Source organism: Thermostichus sp. MS-CIW-23, from assembly GCF_054059455.1.
The window spans coordinates 30,889-48,140 of the sequence record NZ_JBSSCC010000023.1 but is presented as its reverse complement, the minus strand read 5'-3'; the positions used below and the strand labels follow the sequence as shown (position 1 = coordinate 48,140).

Sequence of the window (17,252 nt, the reverse complement as noted above, 5' to 3'; positions counted from 1 at the left end):
TACGATGCCCGTATCTTTTCGTTTCGCGAGAAAGACTGGACGGTGTCGCTGACCACCGTTGGGGGTCGAGAGCGCTTTGAGCTGGCGATTGGCCGTTACCAGAGAGAACAGTTGGCAGGCTCCAATCCCAAATCTGCCACTCTGGTCAAGCGCAAAGACGGTTCCTACTCCATTCAAATCTGTGTGGAAACGGAACCGTGCCCACCGCAACGCACGGATAGAGTGCTAGGCGTGGATTTGGGCAGGACGGATATTGCTCATACATCGGAAGGAGATAACTGGAATGGACAGCAGTTGAACCGAATCCGAGACCACTACTCCAAGCTGAGGGCGGTACTTCAACGCAAAGCCAGTAAGGGCACCCGCAGTTCGCGGCGCAGATGCAGAGAACTGTTGCAACGGCTGTCTGGCAAGGAAAGACGCTTTCAAGTGTGGGTCAATCATCGCATCTCCAAAGCTATTGTCTCTAGGGCAAAGGCGACAAACAGCGCTATTGCTCTGGAAGACTTGACAGGGATCCGGAAAAGAGTCAATCAACAACCCCGCAGCAAAGCCGAGCGGCGCAGGGCCAACAGTTGGGCGTTCTACCAACTACGTCAATTTCTGGAATACAAGGCGAGGGCTGCAGGGGTTTCTCTGATTCTTGTGCCGCCTGCTTACACGTCGCAGACCTGTCACCGGTGCTTACACATCCACCCTGAGCAGGGCAAGTCCTACCGCAGTGGCAAGTCGTTCAAGTGTGGGCACTGTGGATGGGAAGGAGATGCGGATTTGAATGGTGCGAATGTGATTGCGCTTTTGGGGGCTGTCGTAAACCAGCCTAGAGGTTCGGGCCTGTTTTGTTCTCTGGTAGAGCAGAGCAGGCTCAGGGCTACTGAAAGCCCGCTCCGTACCGCTTAGCGGTCGGAGTCGGGTAGTTTACGGAAGACCCAGTGCAGCTCCGGCAAGGTGGTAGGATAATTCAGCAGCTTAGTTAGCGAAGCCATGGGGATCCCCACCACTGCCGATGAATGTAACGAGCTGGGAATCTCTCACTGCTTGAAGGCCCAGCAAGCCAAAACCTCGCGGGAGCGACGTGCGGCTTGGGCCATGGCTCTGGCGGCCTGGCGGCAGGGTTTGGATCTCGATCCCAACCATCTCCCCTCCCAGTTCAATCGCCTCCATGCCCTTTTGGCCTTGGGAAGCGGCTACACGGCCCTCCAAGAGGGAAAAGAGCTGCTCTCCCGGCTTTTGACCCAGCGTTACCTAGAAGATCCCAGCTTGGGCCTAACTGGATCCCAACCCAAGCTCGCTTGGGATCCCCCTCGTCTGGCTTCTGCTAGCAAAAAGGCCCGCCGCTCTTCTAAGGCCGCTTCTGCTTCCCGCCTTGGCCCCCGCGAGCGCTACCTCCACACTCTAGCCCGTTGGCTAGCCCACCACAGCGGAGTCGTTTACCGACCGGAGCCATTGCCCTACTGGCGGCTGGCTGCAGCCATTGACCCAGAGGATCTAGAGGCGCAAATGGTGGTTGCCATGAATGCGGCAGCGCAGGCGCAGCCGGAAGGGGCTTTCTTGCTGCAGAAAATAGCCGACCATTTCCCTGGGCAGAAGGACAGGGCCCTGCAAGTGCTGCAACTGGCTCTAGATCGCTACATTCCGCGGCAGGATCCCTCCAAGGCGGAGTCGGATTCAGCAGAGCAAGAGTTAGAAACGCCTCCTAACGGAGATCCAGCCTCGGAGGCGGTGGCCAGTATGGAAATTTGGACTCAGTATGAGGGGTACAAGCTGAGGCTGGAGCCAGACCTTAAGAGCATTGCAACCTTCGTCCTCCTGGCTCAAGATCGCTGGTTTGAGAGTGAAATCGAGCTGTGTCGGCAAATCCTCAAGCCGGGCATGAACGCCATTGACGTGGGGGCCAACGTTGGGGTTTACACCTTTCTCTTTGCCCGCTGTGTGGGCGAGTCTGGGAAAGTCTATGCCATCGAGCCCACGCCGGGGTGTTTGCAGTGCTTGCGGGCAACTGTTGCTCAAAACCAACTCGATCCCTCTGTACAGGTCGTGGAAGCTGCAGTTGGCGAAGAGCCTCGGGAAGTTTATTTGGTTTGCGAAGGGGCCAGCGTTTTCAACCGCATCGTCACGGATCCCATGTCGGTTGTAGAAGAAACCAAGCCGGTGCAGCAAATTACCTTAGACGAGCTGTGGATCTCAGAGGGCAGCCCCGACATTGATTTGCTCAAAGTCGATGCGGAAGGGGCAGAAGTTCCCGTTTTGAAGGGGGGGAGAAAACTTATCGAGACCTGCAGCCCGGTAATCCTGTTTGAAAACCAAAATGTCGGCCAGTTTTCAGGTTTGGAGTCGGCGAAGCTTCTCGCCGAATTAGGCTATCTCATTTATGTTTACAACCCGATGATCCAAGATCTCAGTACCGTTCAGGCTTCTGTGCAACTGCCAACTGCGTTAAACTTGGTTGCCGTGCATCCGAATCGCTTTTCTCTGGCGAGCAAAGCTGGTCTGATCTAGCCGTTTCTGTGGAGTAGAGTAATGCCTTTCCCGATTAGCGAGATCCTCGGCAAAGACATGCCTTTTATCCGAATTGCAGACGTGGGGGCGATGTTTCTGGGCGGCGATAACTTCGACAAGCTGGTTCAGGAAGGACATGCCCAGGTGATAGGATTTGAGCCCCAGAAGGAAGAGTGTGAAAAGCTCAACGCCAGAGCCCTAGCCGAGGCTCCTCGCGCCGACAAAGTGAAGCGGCAGTACTTTCCCTACTTCATTGGGGATGGATCCCGCCGCAAGTTCTATTTCACCAATGCCGGCTACACCTCCTCTCTTTATGAGCCCGATCAGGAGCTGGCCCAGCATTTTGAGAACTTGGCGGAAGTTTGTCGGGTAACTCGGGTCGAGGAAGTCCAGACTACTCGGCTAGATGACATTCCAGAACTGGGCGAAGTGGACTTTCTCAAGATGGATGTTCAGGGAGCTGAGCTGGATGTTATCCGGGGCGCTAGAAAAACTCTACAGAGTGTTACTGTTATCCAAACAGAAGTCGAGTACATACCCCTCTACAAAAACCAGCCTCTTTTCAGCGATGTGGATATTGCCCTTAGAGAAGAGGGCTTTCTTCTGCATGGCATGACCAGCAACTTTGGCGCCTGCCTCAAGCCTTTCTCCTCCAGAACCTATCGCCCTTACACCCAAGTGTTGTGGTGCGACTATGTTTACGTCAAAAACTTTATGCACTTGGGTCGGCTTTCCTCGCGCCAGCGGCTGGCTATGGCGGTAGTTTTGCATGAGATTTACCTGTCCTATGATCTGGTGGCTTTTGTCCTGGGTGTTCATGACCAAATTGCCCAAACCCGCTACAAAGACTTCTACCTGGCCAAAATGTTTGCCGCTCTCAATGTCTCTTAAATTGCTCAGACGAGGTGGGGGATGATCGTCATCGACGGGGTTATCTGGCAGTCGGAAGGGTTTTCTCGCTCTCCACTTTTGGATCAGTCCTACCTGTGGCTGAGCCTCATTGAAGAGTGGGTCAAGGCCAAGAAGGCAACGAAGTTTGTGGTGCTCACCCGCGGGCAAACTTGGCTGCCGCCGGGAACTTTTTTTTCCGAGATCCCCCGCTTTGCTTTTGCAGAGGCAGATGAAGATCGCGCCGGCCTGCAGAGCGCCTGCGACCAGCTCAAGGCCAGGCTGTTTCTCTCCACCGGCTACACCACCCCCATCTCCACCCCTTCCATCGCCTTCATCTACGACCTAGAAGCAGAGGCTGGCAGCCAGTTTCATCCAGAATACATCGAGAAGAAAAACGCCATCTTGGCTGCTGCCCACTACGTTTTCTTCTCCGATGAAGTGCTGGCTGGCTTCCGAACCCACTACCCCGGGATCCCTCCCGAGCAGATGTCGCTAGTCTACCCGGCCATTGAAGGCTGGGCCAAGCCGGCTGCTCCCGATGCCATGGCCGAGTTTCGCCGCAAGTTTCAGTTGACTCGCCCTTTTTTCTTGGCCGTCTTGCCCGAACAGCTGGCTGATTACCGTGGCATCCAGGCTGTCAGCCAAGCTTGGGAGATCCTGCAGGGCCAAAGGCTCTCCCGCACCGAGCTGGTCTTTGCCTTTCCCAGTCCTCTGGAGGTGGATCCTGTCAAAGCGCAACTGCCCCAAAAACAAGGCATTCGCTACCTCAGCCTGAACAATCCCGAGCTTGCCTGCGCCTATTCCTCGGCTCTGGCGCTGGTTTTCCACTCCACCTTTCGGCCCAGCAGCCCCCTTGAGGCGATGGCCTGCGGCTGTCCTGTGGTGCATTACCGGGATGAGCAGCCAAATGCCTCCGGCTCGGAGTCGGCAACTGCCTCTGGAGAGAAAAAAGATAAGGATCCCTTGCAAAACCCGACAGCCCTGCTCTGCCAAGGCTCGGTGCGGGAACTGGCAGAAGCCCTGCAGCGCATCCAGAGCTACCCGGTACGCTCTCCCCTCATTGCCAAGGGGTTGGAACAGGCCAAGGAGCTGAGCTGGGCAACAGTGGCCGCCAAGCTGTGGGACATTTTCGAGCAGGTGGCTCCTTCGGAATCCGAGGAACCTACTGACCGCTGACCACCAAGTTTTTCCACATCTGCCGATAGGCCCGCTCCAAAGCGCGAGCATGGCTTTGCGGATCCCTCAGGGGCGATTTCTCCATCATGCCTCGCAGGCTGTGGCGCAAATGGCGCAGCCGCTCCAGATCACTGGCCAAGTTCACGGCAATTTCCACGTATTCTTCCGGCGTTTGGGCCACCAGCTCCGGCAGCCCCACGTTGGTGAGGATGGAGACCCCCACCCGGCAGACATGGGCATTGCCTGCCAAGACCACCACCGGCGCGCCGCCCCAGAGGGTTTCACAGGTGGTGGTGGTGCCGTTGTAGGGGAAAGGATCTAGGCCAATGTCAATCTCGCTGTAGATCTGGAGGTGCTCTGGAATGCTCCGGCGATCTCCCACCAGGTGCACCCGCTGCCGCTCCACCCCGTGCCGCTCGAAGTGCCCCCAGAAGATCTCGCAGACGCTGCTGTCGGTGTAGCGCATGTTCTTGAGCAAGATACGGGCGTTAGGGAGCCGCTTGAGGATCTCTGCCCACACTGCCACCACGTTGGGGGTAATTTTGGTGGGGTTGTTGCAGCAGCCAAAGGTAATGTAGCCGGCAGACAGAGCCGGTAGCTCGGAAACCGGCGGAAAGATATCCACAGGGTTGTAGCAGAGAAAGCTTTTGGGCAGGCGCATCAACTTTTCTGTGTGGTACCTTTCCGTCATGCCCGGCGGGTCGGCATAGGCATCGGTGATGCGGTAGTCCACCAAGGTCAGGCCGGTGGTGTTGGGGTAGCCCAGATAGGTGGCCTGGAGGGGGGCAGGTTTGAGGGCCAGCACGCCCAAGCGGTTGTAGGCCGTATGGCCGGCCAGATCCACCAAAATGTCGATCTTGTCCTCGTGGATGAGGTCGGCCACCTCCACATCGGAGCGGATCTTGTGGATGTCTCGCCAGGCATCGGCTTTTTCCTTCATCCGCTCGGTCACGATGTCCGAATACGGCCCGTTGGAATAGCAATAAATCTGGAAGCGCTCGTGGTTGTGGTGGTTATAGACATGCTCAAAAAACATGCTCACGGAGTGCAGCTTAAAATCTCCGGAGATGTAGCCGATGCGCAGAGGCCGCTTCAGATCCCGATCCCGGTGGTAGGGCCGCCGCAGATGGGCCACCGAGGCTTGGGTGGCATCCCCCCACTTCTTATGCTCCCGCAGGGTCTCTTCGGGATCGAAATCGGGGGCGTAGTGCAGGCCCATGAGGATGTTGCCGTGGAAAGCGATCACCCCCGGAGCCAGCTTGGCCGACTTGCGGTAGGCTTTGATGGCCTCCTCGTGGCGGCATTGCTGGAGGAAGGTGCCTGCCAACCCTGCATAGGTGGAAGGATCCTCGGGGTTGATCTCCAGGGCGCGCTGGAAAGATTCCAGTGCCTCGGTTAGGCGGTTCAACTCTTTGTAAACGGATCCCAGCGCCCGGTGCACCTCCAAAAAGTCTGGCTTGAGGCGGGCCGCTTCCTGCAAAACCGGCAGGGCTTCCTCATTGCGATGCTGACTTTGCAACAACAGCCCCAAGTTGCAGTAGGCTTCTCCCAGTTCTGGGTCGTGCACCAGCGCCTGCCGATATTGGATCTCTTCTTTTTCCGGCTCGTTCAAGTGCCGATAGGCCAGGCCCAGGTTGTTGTAGGCCAGGGCAAAATCGGGCTTGTACTCCAGCGCCTTCTCCAGCAGGGGGATGGCCTCCTTAAACCTTAGTTGATCCAGCAGCAGACACCCGGCCTCGAAGTAGGCCTCGGCCAGGTTGGGCCGCACACCCAGAGCGCGGCTGAGGTGGGCCATGCTGTCTAGCAGTCCCTTGGAGAACACCTTGCGCAGCTTGCGATCTGACAGAAGGTTGGCCAAGCCGCGATGGGCCTCGGCGTAGTCTGGCTGCAGGCCAAGGGCCACATGGTAGTAGTCCAGCGCCCGCTGCGGCTGCTTCAGCTTGCGATAGGCTGTGGCCAGGTTGAAGTAAACCCGCGGGCGATCCGGCTGCAGCGCCAAAGCCGCCCGATAGGCTTCGATGGCCGCCTCCGGCTGATCCTGCTCCAGCAAAGCAGTGCCCAGGTTGATGTGAGCTTCCACCAAGTGCCCATCCAGCTCCAGCGCCTGGCGGAAAGCAGCAATAGCTTCCTCCCACTTCCCCTGCTCTGCTAGAGTCAGGCCCAGGCCGTTGTGTAGCTCTGGCCGCTGTGGGTCTTGCTCCAGGAGCTGGCGATAGAGCTCAACAGAACGCTCCAACTGCCCCGCCTCGCGGCAGAGCTCGGCCAGTTCTTGCGCCCGCTCTGGGGTAAACTCTAGCGCCAGCGCCTGCTCTAGATGGTCGATGGCCGTTGCCGGCCACCCCTTCTGTCGGTAGATCTGGGCCAGCTCCGTCAGGATCTGGGCATCCTGGGGCTGCAGGGCCAGGGCCCGCCGGTAATACAGCTCAGCCTGGTCGTACTGGCCCAGCTGGAAGTGGCAGAGGCCCAGGTTGAAGAGGGCCTGCAGGTAATCGGGCTGCAGCGCCACCGCTTGGCTGTAGCATCCGATGGCTGCTTCCAGCTTGCCCAGCGCCTGGTACACCGCCCCCAAGTTGCTGTGAAAGGCTGCCTGCTCTGGCCGCAGCTGAGTGGCTTTGGCCAGGTGAGCTGCCGCTTCCTGCAGCCGGCCCGTCTGGTAGCAGAGGATGCCCAGAAAGTGTAGAGCATCAGGCTGCTCCGGCTGGAGAGCCAGCACCTGGCGGTAGGCCGCCTCCGCCTGCTGCAGATCCCCCGCCTGATGGTGGCGGGTTGCCGCTTCCAAGGTGGCTATCAGCGCATCGGGTGTCACTTGGCCTGGATCCCTAGATTTCATAACCTCTAATCCTACACCCATCTAAGTTCCGCGAGAAAAAAACGGGCCTGAACTTTCAGGCCCGCCGAGGGGTTAAACAGCCTGCCGACTAGCGCGGGACAGTGAAGGTGATGTCCAGCCGTGGCCCGCGAGCCGTGGTGATGGGGGCAGCACCCGTGCCTGTAGCCGGCTCTTTGTCGAACTCGGCCCGGCAAGTACCACCTGCCCCTTGGCTGATCTCCAGACCCGCCGCATTGGCCGGCGTGCCTGCCACCGTGTCGCTGGAGGTAAAGCTGACAGTGAAGGTGGCCGAGTAGGAGAAAGTTTGGTTGGGGATAACCAGGGTCAGGTTGACCGGGCCAGTGAGCTGACTGCCAGAGGCACTAAAGGTGACTTGGGTTAGGTTGTTGTTACCTGTAGCACTAACCGTCGGACCGGTAAATGTGAAGGAAGTACTAATTCCAAGGCCAAGTATCTCTAGGATACTCTGCGTAATGGTAGTCTGACTAGTGGGTAGGAAAGCAGTAAAGGTGCTTCCTGCAGCACTGAAGCTTACCGTAACTGGGTTGGTGGCCAGGAGGGTAATCGTGAGCGTGGCTGGGAAGCTGGTGTTAACTTGATAGGTGCTTGCACTAGCAGTAGTATTGTTGTTGTTAAAAGTAAACGTAACGGCCCCAGTGAACCCTACTGCCACAGGAGCAACCGCGTTAAATGCAGGTGCTCCAGAAGCACTTGCAGAAGTTGTGGTGCTAAAGGAAGCAGTTAAGGTGGGGAATACTGCCGTGGCCTGGTTATTCCACACCTCCTTGGCACACTGCAGCCGCACCTGGTAGAAGCCGGAGCCTGACACCGCCCGCTGCACCCCAGGCCCCACATCCGCTGTGCGCGGCCCAGCAGAGACATCTCCACCCAGCACGTTGCCGTTGATGCTCAGGGCAACAAAGGTGGGGCTGGAAGCCGGCGCAAAGAAGTCGCTGGACACCACGTTGTCGGGCGCACCCAAGGTCACTTCCTGGAACACCACGTTGTTGGCCGGCAGGTTGTGGGGCGTCGGATCCAGGAAGAAGAAGCCCAGCCCCCGGTCGCCAAAACCAGGAATGGTGGCCGAGTCGTTGGAGGGCAACTGCACCAGCGTCAACTGCGCCCCCTGCACGATGGCGTTGCTGGGAATGTCGTCGGGAATGGCGAAGGAAAGCACCGCTCGGTAGTCGGAGTAGGTGCCTACCGGCAGGTTCTCGCCTGCGCCGGAGCGGCGGATGCCAAAGCCAACGGGAATGACAGTGGGGTTGGAGAAGACTTGTCCCCCCGGAGTGAGAGCGGCCAGTTGGGTGGGCAGAGCGCTGATGGGCGGAGCCGTGGTGGGGGTGGGAGCAGGAACAGGAGTTGGAGGTGGTGGCGGCGGAGCCGGGGGAGCCGGTGGGGGTGGTGGGGGCGGCACGGGTGTGACGGTGCTGGTGCTGCTTTCTTCGCCGCAACCGGTGAGCAGCAGGGGCAGCAGCACCACTGTGGAAGCCAGAGACAGAGACCCGAGTGACTTCAGGAGCCACTTGTGCATTGTTCCGTTCATTGTTCTCCTCTTAACCAAAAAAGTGGGGTTCGGCTGAACACTTCCCTTAACTTACCCGATCAACTCGCCCAGGGCAAGCCAGGCCGTAGGAAAGAGCCAATCGAGGAAAGACGCACACGCGCTTGGATAAGCGGCTCGTCTGTTTACTCTGCTTATCATACAAGCCCATTAGCCCGCTTTGGCAAGTACTGCCGATTTTTTCTGGACAAGATCAAAGGTGACGTGGGTCACAGACACCGGGCAGGGTCCCGGGAAGGAGTCGGGTGGCGGCTTCTGGGAGCAAAGCAGGTGGAGCCACCGGAAGAGCAGTCAGCTAGAAATCGCAGGAGCCCCGCACTGTACCCGTAGGGTCAGTGTCGGGAGGAATGCGCTTTGATGAAGTACAATGGACTTATGAGCGAAGTCCTGACCATCTCCTGTAAACTCAAGGCGTTCCCGTCGCAAGCCGCCAAATTGGACGCGACGATGGAGGCTTTTGGCCAAGCCTTGAACTGGGTCAACCAGAACACGCCGGAGAAGATCGTCAACGCGGTCAAACTGCAGTCCCTTTGCTACTACGAGATTCGAGCCCGGTTCGGCTTGTCCAGTAACTTGGCTCAACAGGTGTGCAGACGGGTGGCAGGCGCTCGCAAAGTGGCGAGACAGCGCAACCGTCCGGTTAAAGAGTTCAAGCGTAGGTTCGTTACCTACGACGCACGTATCTTTTCATTCCGCGAGAAAGACTGGACGGTGTCGCTGACCACGGTTGAAGGGAGAGAACGCTTTGAGCTAGCCATTGGTAACTACCAGAGGGGAATGCTGGCTGGCTCTAACCCCAAATCGGCCACCCTAGTCCAGCGGAAGGATGGCTCCTACTACATCCAGATTTGCGTAGAGAAAAAACCACCCAAGCAACAAGATACCGACAAGGTGATCGGGGTGGACTTGGGAAGGACAGATATTGCCCATACGTCAGAGGGGGACAATTGGAATGGACAGCAGTTGAACAGAGTCCGAGACCACTACTCCCGGTTGAGGGCGGTACTCCAACGCAAAGCCAGTAAGGGCACACGCAGTTCGCGGCGCAGATGCAGAGAACTGTTGCAACGGCTGTCTGGCAAGGAGAGGCGCTTTCAGGCGTGGGTCAATCATCGCATCTCCAAAGCTATTGTCTCCAGGGCAAAAGCTACCAACAGCGCTATCGCCCTGGAAGACCTGACAGGGATCCGGGAAAGGGTCAATCAACAGCCACGCAGCAAAGCCGAGCGGCGCAGGGCCAACAGTTGGGCGTTCTACCAACTACGTCAGTTTCTGGAGTACAAGGCTCTGCGTGCGGGGGTTGCTCTGATTCTTGTGCCGCCTGCCTACACGTCGCAGACCTGCCACAAGTGTTTGCATATCCATCCCGATCCTGCGCAATCCTACCGCAGTGGCAAGTCGTTCAAGTGTGGGCACTGTGGATGGGAAGGGGATGCGGATTTGAATGGTGCGAATGTGATTGCGCTCTTGGGGGCTGTCGTAAACCAGCCTAGAGGTTCGGGCCTGTTTTGTTCTCTGGTAGAGCAGAGCAGGCTCAGGGCTACTGAAAGCCCGCTCCGTACCGCTTAGCGGTCGGAGCCGGGTAGTTTACAATCCTTGCCCGGCATGGCTTTTGCGGATCCACCTGGAAAAAACCGGAAGATTTGCCTATTTCCTCACAAAAGGATGCTTGATCCGGGGCAGAAGGGTGGCAGGATGAGGAGTGGATGTTTTTTCTGGAGACCCAACCAGGATGGCTACCTACAAGGTCACTCTGATCAACGAGGAGCAAGGCTTAAACGTCACCATCGATGTGCCGGATGACGAATACATTTTGGACGTGGCGGAAGAGCAAGGGATCGAGCTGCCTTATTCCTGCCGCGCCGGTGCCTGTTCGACCTGTGCCGGCAAGCTGGTGAGCGGCACGGTGGATCAAAGCGATCAGTCCTTCCTGGATGATGATCAGATCGAGCAGGGCTATGTGCTGACCTGTGTGGCTTACCCTACTTCCGACTGCACCATCATCACCCACCAAGAAGAAGCCCTTTACTGATCGAGCTTGAATTTCCGTCCTCAACCCCAGCCCCTCTTCCAAAGAGAGAGGGGTTTTTGTTTTGGGTGGCCCAAGGGGGTGTTCGAGCGCTCCGCGCTGCTGAGGCCCTCACCCAGAGGGAGAGGAGCATGCCTCTAACCCCCAAAACCCTGAACTTTGCTGAATTTACTGAGCTTTAGGCGGTTTGGCAAAAGTCATTGAGAGGGATATAGTAGACCAAGTTTCCCCCTGATCCTTGAGTCCACCGCAACGGTTGCCGGGAAGTGAAGGGGGAAAGCGCTCGGGGGGTATTCCTCAGGGCTTTGCGGGATACCGCCTTCCTGTTTGGACTCCGTCCCGCTGACGCGAACAGAGATAGGCAGGATGCGATCGCTTCTTTCCTGAACCATGTTCAGGAGAGTTCAGCGTGAATGTATCAGAATTGGCAGTGGTAGGATTTCCTTATTCTGTAGTGCTTCAGCAACCATGACCCCTGAGCAAGAGCAGTGGCTGATTCAAGCCATCCAGGAGCTACAAGCCTCCCAGAGAGAATTGCAAGCCTCCCAAAGAGAATTGCAGGCCGCTCAGCAGGAGCTGCGCCTTGTCCAACAAAACCAGCAGGTTTTGATTCAAGAGCTGCGGGAAGAGCAGGCGATGTTGGCACAGTTTTTTCGCGAGTCAATGGATCGGTTTGATGAGCGCACCCGGGCTATTGAACGGCGCACGGAAGCTGTGGAACGGCGCACCGAGGCGCTGGAACGGCGCACTGACGAGATGGCCCGAGAGATGCGGGAGATGCGGCAGGAGATTCGGGATCTGCGCCGCGATTTTCTGGAACGGCGTTAGCTTCCATCCAACCCTGGCCCAAGCGCTCACAGCCTCTTTCCGAGGGAGAAATGCAGGGTGATAGGATTTTTTTATTCTTCTGTAACCCTCGCCGACCATGACCCCTGAGCAAGAGCAGTGGCTGATTCGCGCCATCCAAGAGTTGCAAGCTGCCCAGCAGGAGCTGCGTCTTGTCCAACAAAACCAGCAGGTTTTGATTCAAGAGCTGCGGGAAGGGCAGGCGATGCTGGCCCAGTTTTTTCGCGAGTCAATGAATCGGTTTGATGAGCGCACCCGAGCCATTGAACGGCGCACGGAAGCTGTGGAACGGCGCACAGAAGCACTGGAACGGCGCACCGACCAGATGGCGGAAGAGATGAGGGAGATCCGGCAGGAGATTCGGGATCTGCGCCGCGATTTTTTGGAACGGCGTTGACTGCCAACAGACCGAGCGCTCACAGCCCTGCTCCCAGAGGAAGAGAGGGGTTGTGCGAGATGACAAGGCTAGTATGGCAGCAAAGAGACTTTTGGCCGAGACGGTTTATGGCTTTGGCAATGGGATCCGTTTCTGCACCATCAAGAGCATGACTCTAGTCAATGATACGCTGGACTATACTGAAAATAATGTACAGTATGTTCAGTATGGCTGCTTGGTATGGCTAGGTATGTAAAACCGAGAGAAGCGGCGGATTATTTTGGGGTGTGTCTCCACACTTTGAGGCGATGGGAACAGAAGGGCTGGATCCATGCAGTACGTACACCATCCGGTAGGGCGAGAAGGTATGACCTCGACAGCTACATTGGCCTCCGGCCCGCTGACGCGAACAGAGCGCCCAAAAAGGACAAACGAGTCGTTGTGTACGCCCGAGTCAGCGGTCGAGGGCAGAAACCAGACTTGGAGCGACAGATTGCAAGACTGGTTAACCTCTATCCTGGAGCCGAGGTGGTCGGAGAGATTGGCAGCAGTCTCGACTTCAAAAGACCAAAGTTCCTTGCCTTATTGGAACGAGTTCGTGCGGGAGATGTCGGAACAATTGTGGTCGCTCACCGGGATCGACTCTGCCGGTTTGGATTTGAGTTCGTTGAGTGGTACTGCCGCCAATACGGCTGCGAAATCTTGGTTCTCGATGACGACCACCTTTCTCCCCAACAGGAACTGGTTGAGGACATCCTCACCATCCTGCACTGCTTCAGCAGTCGGCTCTACGGACTCAGGAAGTATCGGGCTGAAATCGAGAAAGATACGGATTTATCCGGAGCCAGCGCTGGCTAAAGTCTGGAAGCGGTGGCAAGCGGCGTGCCGGTACTGCTACAACCAAGCGATTGCCTATCAGCGTCAGCATGGTGCTCCAAGAACGGCCAGAAAGCTGCGGGACATCATCCTGCGCTCCGACCTGCCTGAGTGGGTGAAGGACGCCCCCTGCCACATCAAGCAGAACGCGGTCGTCGAGGCGTGGTTGGCGTTTCGCCGAAGCAAAGACGCGAGGTTTCGCAGTGTGCGAGACAGGTCGCATACGCTGCAGTTCAACGCCGGCAACTTTCGCAATGGAACGTGGTATCCGAAACTCACCCGAGGTTTGGCGTTTCGTGCATCCGAGGAGATGCCCAGAGAATGGGCACGCGGAACTGAGCTAATGCGGGTGAAAGACAGATGGTATGCCATCTTCCCTGAGCCTGTGAACGAGCAGTGCTCGTTAGCAAAGGGGGTTGTTGCGCTTGACCCTGGAGTAAGAAGTTTCTTTACAGGGTTTGATGGGGCAGGTTTTGTAGATATTGCCAAGGGGGACTTTGGTAGAATCACTCGGCTGTGCTACCACCTAGACGATCTGCAGTCCAGGCTGAGCAAGGCACCGAGACTCAAGCGTAGGCGAATGAGGCAAGCGGCGTTTCGTCTGCGGGAGAGAATCAGGAACTTGGTGGACGAGTGCCATCGCAAGGTAGCGGCGTTCCTAACGGATAACTACCGATTGATATTCCTCCCCACTTTCGAGTCAGCCCAGATGGTTGCCAAGGCAGGGAGGAAGTTTGGTAGCAAGACGGCGAGGGCGATGCTCACCTGGGCGCACTATCGGTTCAAGCAGTTCCTGAAGTTTCAAGCCAAGAAGAAAAACGTGGTCGTCGTGGAAGTATCGGAAGCGTACACCAGCAAAACCTGTACCAAGTGCGGGCACATCCACACTAAGTTGGGTGGCGCAAAGGTGTTTAGATGCCCAAAGTGCAACCATAGGTTACCACGAGATTGGCAAGGCGCCCTGGGCGTCATGCTCAGGGCTTTGCGGGATACCGCCTTTCTGTTTGGACTCCGTCCCGCTGACGCGAACGGACTCCGTCCCGCTGACGCGGTCGCGTTAGCGTCGCGTAGCGACAACGGAAACGGACAGAATGCTATCGCTTCACCGCTGAGCAGTAATGCTTAGCAGTGTTCAGCGTAAATGTATCAGATCTTGGCTGCGGATTCGGGTTATTCTGGTAAAGCTACGGGGAGTTAGCTCAGTTGGTAGAGCGCTGCGATCGCACCGCAGAGGTCAGGGATTCGAGTTCCCTACTCTCCATTGAGGTTTTGGATTTGGATCCCTTGCCCCCGATCCTTCTCCCAGGAGGAGAGAAGAGTTAGTGGTGGTAGGATTTCCTTATTCTGTAGTGTTTCAGTAACCATGACGCCCGAGCAAGAACAGTGGCTGATTCAAGCCATCCAAGAGTTGCAAGCCTCCCAAAGAGAGCTGCAAGCCTCCCAAAAAGAATTGCAAGCTGCCCAGCAGGAGCTGCGTCTTGTCCAGCAAAACCAGCAGGTTTTGATTCAAGAGCTGCGGGAGGGACAGGCGATGCTGGCGCAGTTCTTTCGCGAGTCAATGGATCGGTTTGACGAGCGTACTCGGGCCATCGAACGCCGCACAGAAGCACTGGAACGGCGCACCGACCAGATGGCGGAGGAGATGAGAGAGATCCGGCAAGAGATTCGGGATCTGCGCCGCGATTTTTTGGAACGGCGGTAGCTTGGGCCCAAGCGCTCTGCGTTGCTAGTGTAACCATCCCCGGATCCTTCTCCCAGGAGGAGATTTAGGGTGGTAGGATTTCCTTGTTCTGTAGCGCCTTGGTAACCATGACACCTGAGCAAGAGCAGTGGCTGATTCGGGCCGTCCAGGAGTTGCAAGCTGCCCAGCAAAACCAGCAGGTTTTGATCCAAGAGCTGCGGGAAGGGCAGGCGATGCTGGCACAGTTTTTCCGGGAGGCGCTGGATCGCTTTGACGAGCGCACCCGAGCCATTGAACGGCGCACGGAAGCTGTGGAGCGCCGCACCGAAGCTTTGGAACGGCGCACTGACGAGATGGCCCAAGAGATGCGGGAGATGCGGCAGGAGATTCGGGATCTGCGCCGCGATTTTTTGGAACGGCGTTGACTGCCAACAGCCCAGGCGCTCGGCGCTGCTGATGTGATCATCCCTAGATCCTCTCCTAGCAAGAGAGGGGGATCCACGAGATCTTTAGGGAGTTAGGGTTGGGAAGGGATCCCATCTGGATTAGTCTAGAGGGAACTTGGTCTGGCCTCATCGGCGTTTGCCATTCCCTGCGAGTTTGCCTATGTCTGTGATTCGCGCCCTACACAGCCAGTTGGTAGCCAAAGAGCGCTCGGCGGAGGAGATCGCCCGCGAGTACCTGGAGCGCCTGGCCCAACTGGAGCCGCAGCTCAAGAGCTTTATTACTGTAACCGAGGAACTGGCTCTGCAACAGGCCAAGGCGGTGGACGCCCGCATTCGGGCCGGGGAGGCGATCGGCCCTTTGGCCGGGATCCCGTTAGCTGTCAAAGACAACCTCTGCACCCAAGGGATCCGCACCACCTGCGCTTCCCGGATGCTGGAGGGGTTCATTCCCCCCTATGAATCAACGGTGACAGCGCGGCTGGCGGCTGCGGGCATGGTGACGGTGGGCAAGACCAACCTAGACGAGTTTGCCATGGGCAGCTCCACGGAAAACTCCGCCTTTCAGCGCACCGCCAATCCCTGGGATCTGACGCGGGTGCCAGGGGGATCCTCTGGGGGATCGGCGGCGGCGGTGGCTGCCGACCAAGCGGTGGTGGCCCTGGGCTCAGATACGGGGGGATCCATCCGCCAACCGGCAGCTTTTTGTGGGGTGGTGGGCCTCAAGCCCACCTACGGGCTGGTGTCTCGCTACGGGCTGGTGGCCTTTGCTTCGTCTTTGGATCAGGTGGGGCCGTTTGGGCGCACGGTGGAGGATGTGGCCTTGCTGCTGCAGGGGATCGCCGGCCATGACCCAATGGACTCCACCAGCCTGAAGGTGGATATCCCGGACTATAGCCAGGCTCTGATCCCGGACATCAAGGGGTTCAAAATCGGGGTGATCCGCGACTTGCTGGGAGAAGGATGTGGGGAGGAGACCCGCGCTGCCGTCCAAGCAGCCATTCAACATCTGCAAGAACTGGGGGCCGAGATCCTGGAGATCGACTGCCCCAGTTTTCGCTATGGCCTGGCCACCTATTACATCATCGCCCCTTCGGAAGCCTCTGCCAACTTGGCCCGCTATGACGGGGTAAAGTACGGCCTGCGGGAACCTGCCGACTCGCTGCTGGCCATGTATGGCAAGACCCGCGCCCACGGCTTTGGGCCAGAAGTCAAGCGGCGCATCATGATCGGCACCTATGCCCTCTCCTCGGGGTACTACGACGCCTACTACCTCAAGGCTCAGAAGGTGCGCACCCTCATCAAGCAGGACTTCCTCAAGGCTTTCGAGAAGGTGGATGTGCTGGTCAGCCCCACCACCCCCACCCCAGCCTTCAAGCTCGGCGAGCGGGAGGATCCCCTCAGCATGTACCTGTGCGACCTGATGACGATCCCGGTGAACTTGGCGGGATTGCCGGGATTGAGCCTGCCCTGCGGGTTTGCCGATGGCCTGCCCATTGGCCTGCAAATTGTGGGCAACGCCCTACAGGAGAGCAAGGTGCTGCGGGTGGCCTATGCCTATGAGCAAAGCACCGACTGGCACAAGCGACGGCCCCCGCTAGGGCAGCCCTCAGTTGAAGAGGGCCAGGGATCCGATCCCGGCCAACCTCAAGCCAAGCGCAGATCCGGCAAAAGGAGCAAAAAATCCAAAAGCTGAGGCAGGAAGGGCGGCAACTAGGCCATGCCCATCTGGTTGGCCGCCGAAAAGCGCTCCATAAAGCGCAGGAAGCGATCCCACTCTGCCTCGGTTTCCATGTCGTAGGTCACTTCCAGGGCTTTGAATTCCCCGTTCAGGAACTTGGCCCTGATGTTGCGGGTGGTCAGCTCCCCTTCCTCATCGATCATCCGCATGCCGAGGATGTTTTGCGTATCGGATTTTAGATCCTCGAAGCGGAAAATCGCGGATCCCCGGTTGCCGGTCTTGGATTTCAGCACTCGCACCTGGGTGGGCACCTCTTGGATGCCGGGGGAGAACTCGATACTGGCCATGATGTCCTACGAA

At 57.7% G+C, this 17,252-nt stretch carries 16 protein-coding genes and 1 tRNA gene; 14 read left to right on the top strand and 3 right to left on the bottom strand.

Going from position 1 to position 17,252, the window contains the following annotated elements:
- The 4 genes from ACVW0B_RS09460 to ACVW0B_RS09445 all read left to right on the top strand — a co-directional run.
- Positions 1-900: RNA-guided endonuclease InsQ/TnpB family protein (locus ACVW0B_RS09460; RefSeq protein WP_457491536.1), on the top strand; the 900-nt coding region annotated here is incomplete at its 5' end.
- Between the two features lie 84 nt (positions 901-984).
- On the top strand, positions 985-2,499 hold the full coding sequence (locus ACVW0B_RS09455; protein WP_457491535.1) for an FkbM family methyltransferase: 1,515 nt from the start codon (positions 985-987) through the stop codon (positions 2,497-2,499).
- A gap of 21 nt (positions 2,500-2,520) precedes the next feature.
- The gene (locus ACVW0B_RS09450) at positions 2,521-3,390 is read left to right on the top strand and encodes an FkbM family methyltransferase (protein WP_457491534.1); all 870 of its coding nucleotides are present in this window, start codon (positions 2,521-2,523) and stop codon (positions 3,388-3,390) included.
- A gap of 21 nt (positions 3,391-3,411) precedes the next feature.
- Entirely contained in the window at positions 3,412-4,566 is a 1,155-nt protein-coding gene (locus ACVW0B_RS09445; RefSeq protein ID WP_457491533.1) for a hypothetical protein, read from the top strand.
- Here the strand turns inward: ACVW0B_RS09445 and ACVW0B_RS09440 are convergent.
- Together ACVW0B_RS09440 and ACVW0B_RS09435 are read right to left on the bottom strand one after the other, a co-directional pair.
- Positions 4,553-7,396 (bottom strand): tetratricopeptide repeat protein, encoded by a 2,844-nt coding sequence (locus ACVW0B_RS09440; protein WP_457491532.1) that lies wholly within the window; start codon positions 7,394-7,396, stop codon positions 4,553-4,555. The two genes, ACVW0B_RS09445 and ACVW0B_RS09440, sit on opposite strands and share 14 nt — an antisense overlap.
- 88 nt (positions 7,397-7,484) lie before the next feature.
- A complete protein-coding gene (locus tag ACVW0B_RS09435) occupies positions 7,485-8,942 on the bottom strand; it encodes a hypothetical protein (protein WP_457491531.1) in 1,458 nt (485 codons plus the stop codon).
- 393 nt (positions 8,943-9,335) lie between these two features.
- Here ACVW0B_RS09435 and ACVW0B_RS09430 point away from each other — a divergent pair, with 393 nt between their 5' ends.
- The 10 genes from ACVW0B_RS09430 to gatA all read left to right on the top strand — a co-directional run bounded on the left by ACVW0B_RS09430 (position 9,336) and on the right by gatA (position 16,907).
- On the top strand, positions 9,336-10,529 hold the full coding sequence (locus ACVW0B_RS09430) for an RNA-guided endonuclease InsQ/TnpB family protein (RefSeq protein ID WP_457491530.1): 1,194 nt from the start codon (positions 9,336-9,338) through the stop codon (positions 10,527-10,529).
- A gap of 163 nt (positions 10,530-10,692) precedes the next feature.
- The gene (locus ACVW0B_RS09425; protein ID WP_011433206.1) at positions 10,693-10,992 is read left to right on the top strand and encodes a ferredoxin; all 300 of its coding nucleotides are present in this window, start codon (positions 10,693-10,695) and stop codon (positions 10,990-10,992) included.
- A 465-nt stretch (positions 10,993-11,457) separates the two neighbouring features.
- Positions 11,458-11,817, top strand: coding sequence for a hypothetical protein (locus ACVW0B_RS09420; RefSeq protein WP_457491529.1), 360 nt, complete (start codon positions 11,458-11,460; stop codon positions 11,815-11,817).
- Between the two features lie 97 nt (positions 11,818-11,914).
- Entirely contained in the window at positions 11,915-12,232 is a 318-nt protein-coding gene (locus tag ACVW0B_RS09415) for a hypothetical protein (protein ID WP_457491528.1), read from the top strand.
- A 219-nt stretch (positions 12,233-12,451) separates the two neighbouring features.
- Positions 12,452-13,069, top strand: a complete 618-nt coding sequence (locus ACVW0B_RS09410) for an IS607 family transposase (RefSeq protein WP_457491527.1) — start codon at positions 12,452-12,454, stop codon at positions 13,067-13,069.
- Positions 12,957-14,213: an RNA-guided endonuclease InsQ/TnpB family protein gene (locus ACVW0B_RS09405; RefSeq protein WP_457491538.1), complete on the top strand. Its 1,257-nt coding sequence runs from the start codon at positions 12,957-12,959 to the stop codon at positions 14,211-14,213. Before ACVW0B_RS09410 ends, ACVW0B_RS09405 begins: the two co-directional genes overlap by 113 nt.
- A 62-nt stretch (positions 14,214-14,275) precedes the next feature.
- Positions 14,276-14,348: transfer RNA gene (locus ACVW0B_RS09400), tRNA-Ala, on the top strand.
- 102 nt (positions 14,349-14,450) lie between these two features.
- Positions 14,451-14,789, top strand: coding sequence for a hypothetical protein (locus tag ACVW0B_RS09395; RefSeq protein ID WP_414342512.1), 339 nt, complete (start codon positions 14,451-14,453; stop codon positions 14,787-14,789).
- A gap of 107 nt (positions 14,790-14,896) precedes the next feature.
- Positions 14,897-15,193 (top strand): hypothetical protein, encoded by a 297-nt coding sequence (locus tag ACVW0B_RS09390; RefSeq protein WP_414342514.1) that lies wholly within the window; start codon positions 14,897-14,899, stop codon positions 15,191-15,193.
- A gap of 181 nt (positions 15,194-15,374) precedes the next feature.
- Complete coding sequence (gene gatA / locus ACVW0B_RS09385; RefSeq protein ID WP_457491526.1) at positions 15,375-16,907, top strand: Asp-tRNA(Asn)/Glu-tRNA(Gln) amidotransferase subunit GatA; 1,533 nt, start codon at positions 15,375-15,377, stop codon at positions 16,905-16,907.
- Positions 16,908-16,924: 17 nt separating this feature from the next.
- On the opposite strand, the gene psb28 is transcribed toward gatA, so the two are convergent.
- Entirely contained in the window at positions 16,925-17,239 is a 315-nt protein-coding gene (gene psb28 / locus ACVW0B_RS09380; RefSeq protein ID WP_011433213.1) for a photosystem II reaction center protein Psb28, read from the bottom strand.
- Positions 17,240-17,252: the final 13 nt, after the last annotated feature.